This window comes from Paraclostridium bifermentans, assembly GCF_964259345.1.
In the GTDB taxonomy this organism is placed as follows: domain Bacteria; phylum Bacillota; class Clostridia; order Peptostreptococcales; family Peptostreptococcaceae; genus Paraclostridium; species Paraclostridium bifermentans_B.
The window spans coordinates 90,046-100,524 of the sequence record NZ_CAXVJR010000009.1; the positions used below are offsets into that span (position 1 = coordinate 90,046).

Here is a 10,479-nt window from a genome sequence, read left to right on the forward strand (position 1 = left end):
TATTTTTACAATATTTTTATTTAATCTTTACTGCTACTATTAAATTTCTATTTATAGATTGATCAACTCTGTGTATATAATTTATATAAGGATCTTCATTTAAAACTTTAAATCCATTACTTTCAAATACTTTCTCAACATCACTATACTTTAAAGTAAATTCATTAAAAGATATTACGACTGATCCCCCTACTTTTATTACTTTTTTCCATGATGGTATACAATCTTTTAGTAAATCTAGTGGACTTCTATTTAAATTAGAATCTTTTTCATTTTTACTTCCATGTTGAACCCCATACGGTAAATCTGAAACTAAAATGTCGCAAGATTCTTTTTTTATTAATACTCCTGTATTTCTTGTATCCGAATTAAAAACATTAATATTTTGCACACATTTTTTATTATAAAGTTCTTTTGTACAAGCAGTTACAACTTTAAAATATTCAGCAATTTTCTTTCCTTTTTGAGATGATTGTTTTCCTTTTTCAGCTTTATGCTTGTATTTACCTGTTTTCAAGTATCTAAGAAGATATGTATATATTTCTTGTGTCCATTGTGAGTTTATCTCTACACCAAAAACATCAAACCCTCTAATTATACCTTCATATAGTGTTGTTCCTTTTCCGCACATTGGATCTATTAAACATATTTTTTCACTTTTTGTTTCACATGCACTAATAGCTAAATTTACCATTAATCTTGTAAATTGTTCATTAGTTTTTCCATTGTATTTTAATATTTGATTTAGACTTTCCGGGAAAGTATTATATTTAATTGGATTTATGGCTCTTAATAAATTGTCTTCTAAAATTTCGAATATGGCATAATATATAGACGATACACTTAACACCTTAAAATCTTCTTCTTTTAATTTTTTATTTGTTGTAAAACAAATAGATGCAGGTAACCCCAAGTTTTGTTCATATATTTTCAGCTCAATCCCTCTTGATTTTGTAATAGCCTGTAACTCTGAATATGCTATTTTCATAGCTGTATCAAAGTATATACGATTATGTCCTGGGTTAGCTAAAATCGCATATTTATACATTAAATTCACACCTTTCATACACTTAATCATAAATATTTTACACTAAATTTCTCATTTTTCAAGTGAAATAAATTGTAATTTTAAATTAAAATGTATTTTTTATTTTAATTCAGTGTGTTTTCTATAAATTTCCTTAAACAAAAAAGGCTAGCATATGCTAGTCTTTAATCTCTATTTAATAAACTACTATCTTGTGCTGTATATATTCCACTTCTACCTGCAAATACATAACTCATTACACAAACTATAAATAAGTATCCTATGTTTGCAGAACCAAATAACTCAATACCCATTACAAAAGAAGCTATTGGAGTTTTTGTAGCTCCTGCAAATACTGCTATCATTCCAAGACCTGCTAAGAACGGAATAGGTAGTCCAATAATTCCCGCTAGTAAATTTCCTAACGTTGCCCCTATTACAAATAAAGGTGTAACCTCACCACCTTGGAATCCAACTGCAAGTGTAAGTGCTGTAAGTACTAGTTTTATTATAAATGCACCCTTTGGAACCGGTCCATTAAATGCATCACTTAATAAATCCAAGCTTAGTCCAAGGTAAATTCTTGTCCCAATTATTCCAACTAAAATAATGATAATTATACCACCTACAAAGCTTTTTAAAGTTGAATTTGGTATTTTTTCAGCAAAAAACTTTTTTAAATTATGAGTAAGTTCTGCAAAAAGCTTACTTGTCAATCCAAATAAAATTGCGCATAGTAAAACTTTAAAAAATACATCTACTCCATCTACAGAAGCTCCCATATGATAATGACTATGTTCTACTTTAAATAACTTAGCTACAAAGTTTCCTATGTAACTCGATATAAAGCAAGGTATTATAGCTTCATATCTCATTTTCCCAACAGTACTTACTTCAAGTCCAAATATTGTTCCCGCTATAGGAGTTCCAAATACAACACCAAAACCACTACTTACTCCACTTATTATAAGTATTGTATAATCCATACCTTTTAGTTTAAGTAAATTACCTATTTTAGATGATATACTTGCCCCAATTTGAACCCCAGTTCCCTCTCTACCTGCTGAACCTCCAAATAGATGTGTTATAAATGTTCCAAAAAATACTAGAGGCGCCATTCTAAAGGGTATATGACCTTCACCTTCATTTATTCTTTCTATTATTAGGTTGTTACCTTTGGCTGAGTCTCTTCCATATTTAGCGTATAAATAACTTACAAGTGCTCCACCTAAAGGTAATAAATATAGTAACCATGGATTAGCTTCTCTCGTACTAGTTGCCCATTGTAAACTTTTTAAAAAGAATGAAATTACAACTCCAACTGCCACTCCTGATATAGAAGCTAATAGAAACCACCTTAAAAAGACCTTAGATATAAGTCCACTTTCTTTTATGTGCTCTCTAAGCTCATTCATTTTAAATCACCTCATACATATTATAAAATCCAATTCTTCACATACACTTCATAATACTCCTATTATTTTTAAACTGCAAGTTATCTGTCATAAATTGTCGACCTTTTTTAATTTTAAGCAAAAAAAATAGACTAATATTAGCCTATTTTTTAATGGCGGGAATAACAGGACTCGAACCTGTGACCCATTGATTAACAGTCAATTGCTCTACCAACTGAGCTATATTCCCATATTTTAAATTGGAGGCGACACCCAGATTCGAACTGGGGATCAAGGAGTTGCAGTCCACTGCCTTACCACTTGGCTATGTCGCCTCGTCTTTACTCTATTATTATATTATGTTTTTCTAAATTTGTTAAGCGTTTTCTTAAAATTTTTTTATTTTTTCATCGACATTTTTCTTATGAATTTTATGCATTTTCAAATTCTATCCTTAATCCACTTAGACCTTTTTTTATTAAAGCTATCCCTATTATTATGTATAAAATATTGATAGTTATACCTGTTGGATTAGGAATTATTATCAATATATTATTCAATATATGAGTTATTATACATAGCTTAATAGACTTTGTGTAGTAGTATATAACTCCTAATATTATTCCTCCTAAAAAAGAAAATATCCCTTGCACTAAGTTGAAATGTACAAATCCAAATACTAAAGATGTGTAGATTATTGCTTTAAAAGGTTTTTGATAAAATTTTTCTAATAAACTTCTTAATAATATCCCTCTAAAAAGTAACTCTTCTACTATAGGACCTATTATCATTATCTGAATGCATACTAATAATATTCCTAAAAATTTATTTCCACCTAAATAAGTATTTATAAATGTTTGAGAAATTTTACTAGTAGCATTTAAATCTACATGCATACTTATAAACGAAGTAATCACACATTTTATAAGTATATATCCTACTATCATATATATTGAATTTAAAAAACTTTTTCCGTTAAATATTATTTTCTGTTTTTTTAAATATTCTAATCCTTTGTAAGAAAATAATTTAGAAGATATAATTATGCATACTGATATAATTACAATGTCTAACCCTCCAATAACAACAGATAAGCTCCATATAGAAACTTTATCATTTAAGTAAATAAATCCCCCTGTTGATATAATCATAGCAATAATAACTAATAAAAATGCTATAATTCCTTTATTTGATGATTTGTCTCTATTGATACCTTTTTCTGTAAGCTTTAAATTATTGATATTGATCCCCTCCTAATAATACAGTTGTTTCAAAGTTTAGCTAGAATGTAATCTAAACTTTAAAACAACCAAATTTATTATTTTTAAAATAGAGATAGTTGATTTTCATCACTCATGTTTTCAAGTGATCCATGATTTGTTAGAGTTTCTATTACTGTTTTTGAAATTTTAGTTCTCTTTCTTAAATCTTCCTTTGAAATAAATTCTCCATTATCTCTTTCTTTTTGTATATTTATAGCTGCATTTTCACCTACTCCTTGCAGAGCTATCATAGGCGGAAGAAGTGTTTTTTCACCTACCACTTGGAATTTCTTAGCATCTGATTTATAAATATCTACAGGTAGTATTTTTATATCTCTTGCATACATTTCAAGTGCAACTTCTAAAACAGTTAACATATTTTTTTCTTTTGTTGTAGCTTCATTCCCTAATTCTTCTATTTCTTTTATCTTAGCTTTAATTGTCGGCAATCCCTTAACTATTAAGTCTGCATCAAAATCTTCAGCTTTAGTTGTAAAATATGTTGCATAGAAAGCTTCAGGATAATGTACTTTACAATAAGCTAATCTAAATGACATCATTACATATGCAACCGCATGTGCTTTAGGGAACATGTACTTAATCTGTTGACATGACCATATATACCATTCAGGTACGTCATTTTTTTCCATTTCTTCTATATGTTCCGGCTTTAACCCTCTACCTTTTCTTACACTTTCCATTATCGTAAAGGCCATCTTAGGTGGTAATCCTTTGAATATAAGGTAGTTCATTATATCGTCACGAGTTGATATAACATCTTTAAGTCCAACTATCTCTTTTTGTACAAGCTCTTGCGCATTGTTTAGCCACACGTCTGTACCGTGTGAAAGTCCAGATATACGAACAAGTTCTGCAAATGTTGTAGGTTTTGTATCAAGTAACATTTGTCTAACGAACTTAGTACCAAATTCAGGTATCGCAAGTGATCCTATAGGACAATTTATTTCTTCTGGTGTAACTCCAAGTGCATCAGTTGATGTAAACAAAGACATTGTTTCTTTATCATCTAACGGTATAGTTGTAGCATCTATTCCCGTTATATCTTCAAGCATTCTTATTATGGTAGGCACATCGTGCCCTAGTATATCAAGCTTTAATATCCTACCACTTATAGAGTGATAGTCAAAGTGAGTTGTTATTACCCCACAAGATGTATCATTAGCAGGATATTGTATCGGTGTAAAATCATAAACCTCTTTATAATGAGGAACAACCATAACGCCTCCTGGATGTTGCCCTGATGTTCTTTTTACACCTGTACATCCATTTGCTAATCTTAGTGCTTCTGCAGATGTTGTGTTTATATTATTTTCTTCTATATATTTTTTCGCATATCCAAATGCAGTCTTTTCTGCAACTGTACCTATTGTTCCAGCTCTATAAACATACCCTTCTCCAAATAGCTCTTCAGTGTACTTATGAATTACCGGTTGATAATCTCCTGAGAAGTTAAGATCTATATCCGGCTCTTTATCTCCTTCAAATCCTAAGAAAACTTCAAATGGTATATCATGTCCATCTTTCTTTAGCGGCCTACCACATTTGGGACAATCTTTATCAGGTAAATCTGCTCCTGATCCCCATTCACCTATTTCATAAAAATAGGAATACTTGCAATCTTCATTTTCACATATATAATGAGCTGGTAGAGGGTTAACCTCTGTTATATCACTCATTGTAGCTGCAAATGATGATCCAACCGAACCTCTAGATCCAACTAGATATCCATCTCTTAAAGATTTAGTAACTAGTTTTTGAGATATAATGTACATAACTGCATATCCATTTCCTATTATGGAATTAAGTTCTCTATCTAATCTAGCTTCAACTACTTGTGGCATAGGATCTCCATATATCCTCTTTGCTTTAGCATAACACATTTCTCTTAACTCGACATCTGACCCTTCTATAACTGGAGGATAAGTATCATCTGGTATAGGTTTTATAACCTCAACCATATCAGCAATTTTATTAGGATTTCCTACAACCACTTCATAAGACTCTATTGGGTCTAGGTAGCTAAATTCATCTAGCATTTCATTTGTAGTTCTAAAATGAAGATACGTTTCTTCTCCATCCACCTTAAATCCTTGAGAGTTTTTTAAAACTTTTCTAAGAACAGCTTCGTGTTTATCTAAAAAATGTACATCTCCAGTAGCTACTGGTAGTTTTCCAAATTTTTTAGCTACTTGTATTAATTTTCTGTTTAGATCTCTCAGCTCTTCTTCGTCTTTAACTTCTCCTTTTTCAATCATAAATCTATTATTGTCTATAGGCATAACTTCTATATAGTCATATAATTCTATAATTTTTTCAATTTCATCATCTGGTAAGTTTCTCTTTACAGCATTGAAAACTTGTCCAGCTTCACATGCAGATCCAATAATTATTCCTTCTTTATACTTTTCTAATACACTTCTTAAAATTCTAGGAGCTCTATAAAAATGATTTACATGAGCATCAGATACTATTTTGTATAGATTTTTTAATCCAGTATAATCTTTAGCAAGTAAAGTTATGTGGTTAGTCGCTATTTTAGTATAGTCAAGACCTCCTAGTTTTTCATTAACATCGCTTAGCTTTTCCACACCTTGTTTTTTTAGCATTTCTAAAAACTTATTAAATATATGTGCCGTAGCTTCTGCATCATCTACTGCTCTATGGTGATTTAAAAGTGGGATTCCTAAGTCTTTTGCTATAACATTTAATCTATGTCTTTTTAGATGAGGAAGTAATATTCTTGCTAACATTAAAGTATCTATACTTTTATTTTTAAACTCCAAACCTTGCTCTCTACTTTTTTGCGATATGAATCCCATATCAAAGTCTGCATTATGAGCAACTAAGACACTATCTCCTGTAAACTCTAAAAACCTAGGTAAAACTTCTTCAATAGTTGGCTTATCTTTTACCATATCATTTGTAATACCTGTAAGTTCTTGAATTTTGTAAGATATATCAGTTTCTGGGTTTACTAGTTCACTAAATCTATCTACAACTTTAAAATTTTCTATCTTTACTGCACCAATCTCCGTTATTTTGTCATTAGTATTTGAGAAACCAGTAGTCTCTATGTCAAATACAACAAAGCTTTGAGATAAATCTTTATCATTTGGATCTTTTATTATAGGTACCTCATCCTCAACCAAGTAACCTTCAACTCCGTATATAACCTTTATTCCATGTTTTTTCGCAGCATCCATAGCTTCTGGAAATGCTTGTACTACTCCATGGTCAGTTATAGCTATAGCTGGATGTCCCCATTTAGCAGCTCTTTCCACTAACTTTTTAGTAGAACATATAGCATCCATAGATGACATCTGAGTATGAGCATGCAATTCCACTCTCTTTACATCCGATGTATCCATTCTTTCTTCTTTAGTTTCTTTTTTTATACCACTTATTGTCATAGTAAGCTCTCTTTGATAATTATCATATAGAGCATCCCCTTTTATTTTTAGATAAGCACCTTTAGTAACACTATCTATTACCTTATCTTTATTCATGTCATTTAAGAATAATTTGCAATTTATAGAACTTGTATAGTCTGTAATTGCTGCTATCATAAGAACTTTTCCATTTCTTAATTCTTTAAGTTCAATATCAAACACTTCTCCAACTATACATACAGTTCCAGAATCTTGATTTAATCTATTTATTTTTTCAACAGGAGCATTTACATTTTCTCCATATATATATTCTTCTTTGACTTCCACCTCTATTGCTTTATTTTCTACTTCTTCGTTTTCTTCAAAATCTAATGCTATAGTTTCCTCTATTCTTTCCTTTACCATAGCTTCTGTTAAGTTATCATTTTCCTTTATAAGCTTTTCTACATTAGGTCCTTTATTTATAGATTTTTCAAACATGATTTCTATATCTAAACCTAATTCTTCATTAAATACATTGTTTAAAACCTGTATTACATTTTTTTGCATTAGTCTTTTGTAAAAAAGATCTGATGGTAATTTTATCTTTAAAGTTTCATTTATACACATATATTCAATACTTTTTACCCAGCCACTTAGTGATGGGCATAATTTTGTAAGTATATATACTATATTTGTCCAATATTTTTTTATAATATCTTTAGTTTTCTGCTTTTCTAATTTAATATATCTTATCTTAACTCTGACATCACTAAAGTACTCTAAGTGCTGTTTTAACTCTTTTCTAAAAAGATTTATATGATCATAACTTATTATATTTTTAGAGTTTAAATATATATATATTATTTTTTCTTCTTTAAAATAAGTAACTTTGCTTATGTTTACATCTGCAAATTGTTTGATTAGTATATTATTATTTATCTCTAATCTTTCAAGATAATCTTTTACACTTTCCATAAGAAGACACCTCCTCTTTATCAAATCATTATATCACATATAATATATTTTTTTAATTTGGATTAGCTACAAACTATATATTTTTTAATACTATATTATATAATCCAATGACATACTTTAGGTGGTGATTTCATGAATATGTGTGATACTGAATTAATAAATAAGCTTTTAATTATATATAGTGATCTTGGCGAAAAAAAAATTATGAAAGAAATAGTTAGAAATATAAATGCGAATAAAAAACCTTATCTAATTTATTTCAAAAAAAAATTTATACCTATATGTACATTGCCTAACCTTAGATTGATATTAGTATCTAAGCAAGGTTTTATATCTTTTTGTTATAATTTCTTCTCTTTTTTACATTCTAAAAATATTTTCTTAAATATATCTTATAAAAACGTTTTTTTAATTGCTAAATTTGTAATATATCATGAGGTTGGCCACATATTAGATAAAGATATAAAAGATAATAAAATAGAATACAATCAACTGGTTAAAACACTTTTAAATAATCTCATCAAGTATGATATAGATATAGACATAGATAACCTTCACAAGAAAAATTTACCTCCTGATATCGAAGACTGTGTAATAAAATTAAAGAAAAATTTAATAAATCGGGAGGTTAAGGCTTGGCAAATAGCATCTAATTTAATTGATTTTGAAAATAAAAACGAAAAGCTTATTTTTGATAATATGAAAGAATATGCTTTAGCAACTTATAATTTTGGTAATATAAAGAATATAATACACGAAAATAATATAGATACATTTCTAAAGTATAAAAAAGCAATATAAAAAATGAGGGTAAAACCCTCATTTTTTATCTATGTACAGGAACCTCGTATACTAAATTAGAATTAGTATCATACATCCCAATTAATTTAGACATTATTCCAGATATAGCATTTGCCCAGTTTACATCCGTTGCATACTGATGCCATAAATGATCATAGCTCCATCTCATTTTATATAAAGTATTTTGACTATATTTACTATTATGTATATAGTTTGAAGATATCCACTTTGCAGATCCTTCTATAGTTTTTTCAACAGTAGTCCATCCATTTTTATATGCAGCTTCTGCTCCTGATAAATTAGCAGTTCCATCAAATGCTCCTATTCCAAAGAAATTGTACACTTTAACCGGCTGCGGAAGTGGTTGACCTTGATAATGTGTTAATATTTGTCCTTGAGCTAGAGTAGATCTTCCATATCCAGTTTCTAACATCGAGTGACTAACTAAATATACTAAATCAATATTATATTTTTGAGCAGCATCTATAAATGCTTGACCTTGATTGTAAAATACATTAGTTCCATTTGATGCTGGTCTTAAACTGTTTAAGTACCCATTTAGCTCACTTGCTGTTATTCCACCTTTGTAGCTATCTAGTCTTAAGAATTGTAACATTCCCTTCTTACTTCCCTTAAAGTTATTAGGATCTACAAAACGTTGTACATCATTTTTATTAGCTTGAGTAAATCCACCTGAAGAAGAAGCTATCATATTTCCACTACCTTTACTAACTTGTCTATTAACATGTTCTTGTAGTGAATATCCGACAGATTTATAGTTCACAGTTGCTCCATCTACAATTTCAGAGCTATCTCCACCTGATCCTCCGCCATCTGGATTAGTAGGGTCACCTTCATAATCTTTTAGATATGTACTTGATACATATCCATCTAATCCTTTAAACTTTATCTTTGACCATCCATTGCTTTCTGATATTACCTCTACAACTTCATTTTGCTTTAAGCTTCCTACTACACTATGACTTGTTGATGGTCCACTTCTTACGTTTAGTGATGTTGCTGTTACTGATTTTAAATTAGTATCTGGGTCTGGATCTGGTGTTACTGATCCTCCATCACTATTTTCTAAATATGCACTTGATACATATGCTTCTTTTCCTTTAAACTTTATCTTTGACCATCCATTACTTTCTGATATTACTTCTACTTTTTCATTTTGCTTTAAGCTTCCAATAACACTATGACTTGTTGATGGCCCACTTCTTACATTTAATGATGTTGCTGTTACTACCTTTGTTGTAGTATTTCCTGTGTCTGGGTCTGGATCTGGTGTTACTGATCCTCCATCACTATTTTCTAAATATGCACTTGATACATATGCTTCTTTTCCTTTAAACTTTATCTTTGACCATCCATTACTTTCTGATATTACTTCTACTTTTTCATTTTGTTTTAAGCTTCCAATAACACTATTACTTGTTGATGGCCCACTTCTTACGTTTAGTGATGTTGCTGTTACTACCTTTGTTGTAGTATTTCCTGTGTCTGGTTCTGGGTCTGGATCTGGTGTTACTGATCCTCCATCACTATTCTTTAAATATGCACTTGATACATATGCTTCTTTTCCTTTAAACTTTATCTTTGACCATCCATTACTTTCTGATATT

Annotated in this window: 6 protein-coding genes and 2 tRNA genes; 1 reads left to right on the forward strand and 7 read right to left on the reverse strand. The window is 29.8% G+C overall.

Annotated elements, in window-relative coordinates:
* Nucleotides 1-16: 16 nt before the first annotated feature.
* The 6 genes from ACEXNK_RS15510 to ACEXNK_RS15535 form a co-directional block, all read right to left on the reverse strand.
* Nucleotides 17-1,048: a TRM11 family SAM-dependent methyltransferase gene (locus ACEXNK_RS15510; RefSeq protein ID WP_373601613.1), complete on the reverse strand. Its 1,032-nt coding sequence runs from the start codon at nucleotides 1,046-1,048 to the stop codon at nucleotides 17-19.
* A gap of 164 nt (nucleotides 1,049-1,212) precedes the next feature.
* Nucleotides 1,213-2,442: a chloride channel protein gene (locus tag ACEXNK_RS15515; RefSeq protein WP_373600598.1), complete on the reverse strand. Its 1,230-nt coding sequence runs from the start codon at nucleotides 2,440-2,442 to the stop codon at nucleotides 1,213-1,215.
* Between the two features lie 153 nt (nucleotides 2,443-2,595).
* A tRNA-Asn gene (locus tag ACEXNK_RS15520) sits at nucleotides 2,596-2,671 on the reverse strand.
* A gap of 11 nt (nucleotides 2,672-2,682) precedes the next feature.
* A tRNA-Cys gene (locus ACEXNK_RS15525) sits at nucleotides 2,683-2,756 on the reverse strand.
* A gap of 96 nt (nucleotides 2,757-2,852) precedes the next feature.
* Nucleotides 2,853-3,572 (reverse strand): CPBP family intramembrane glutamic endopeptidase, encoded by a 720-nt coding sequence (locus ACEXNK_RS15530; protein WP_373600599.1) that lies wholly within the window; start codon nucleotides 3,570-3,572, stop codon nucleotides 2,853-2,855.
* 173 nt (nucleotides 3,573-3,745) lie between these two features.
* On the reverse strand, nucleotides 3,746-8,050 hold the full coding sequence (locus ACEXNK_RS15535; RefSeq protein WP_373600600.1) for a PolC-type DNA polymerase III: 4,305 nt from the start codon (nucleotides 8,048-8,050) through the stop codon (nucleotides 3,746-3,748).
* A 132-nt stretch (nucleotides 8,051-8,182) separates the two neighbouring features.
* On the opposite strand from ACEXNK_RS15535, the gene ACEXNK_RS15540 reads away from it, so the two are divergent.
* Complete coding sequence (locus tag ACEXNK_RS15540) at nucleotides 8,183-8,851, forward strand: hypothetical protein (protein ID WP_373600601.1); 669 nt, start codon at nucleotides 8,183-8,185, stop codon at nucleotides 8,849-8,851.
* Nucleotides 8,852-8,876: 25 nt separating this feature from the next.
* Here ACEXNK_RS15540 and ACEXNK_RS15545 read toward each other — a convergent pair.
* Nucleotides 8,877-10,479: SH3 domain-containing protein (locus ACEXNK_RS15545; RefSeq protein ID WP_373601614.1), on the reverse strand; the 1,603-nt coding region annotated here is incomplete at its 5' end.

What these genes read in the sequence shown, in the direction of transcription:
- ACEXNK_RS15510 (WP_373601613.1), bottom strand. Translation starts at nt 1,048, where the DNA reads ATGTATAAATATGCGATTTTAGCTAACCCAGGACATAATCGTATATAC.
- ACEXNK_RS15515 (WP_373600598.1), bottom strand. Translation starts at nt 2,442, where the DNA reads ATGAATGAGCTTAGAGAGCACATAAAAGAAAGTGGACTTATATCTAAG.
- ACEXNK_RS15530 (WP_373600599.1), bottom strand. Translation starts at nt 3,572, where the DNA reads ATGATTATATCAACAGGGGGATTTATTTACTTAAATGATAAAGTTTCT.
- ACEXNK_RS15535 (WP_373600600.1), bottom strand. Translation starts at nt 8,050, where the DNA reads ATGGAAAGTGTAAAAGATTATCTTGAAAGATTAGAGATAAATAATAAT.
- ACEXNK_RS15540 (WP_373600601.1), top strand. Translation starts at nt 8,183, where the DNA reads ATGAATATGTGTGATACTGAATTAATAAATAAGCTTTTAATTATATAT.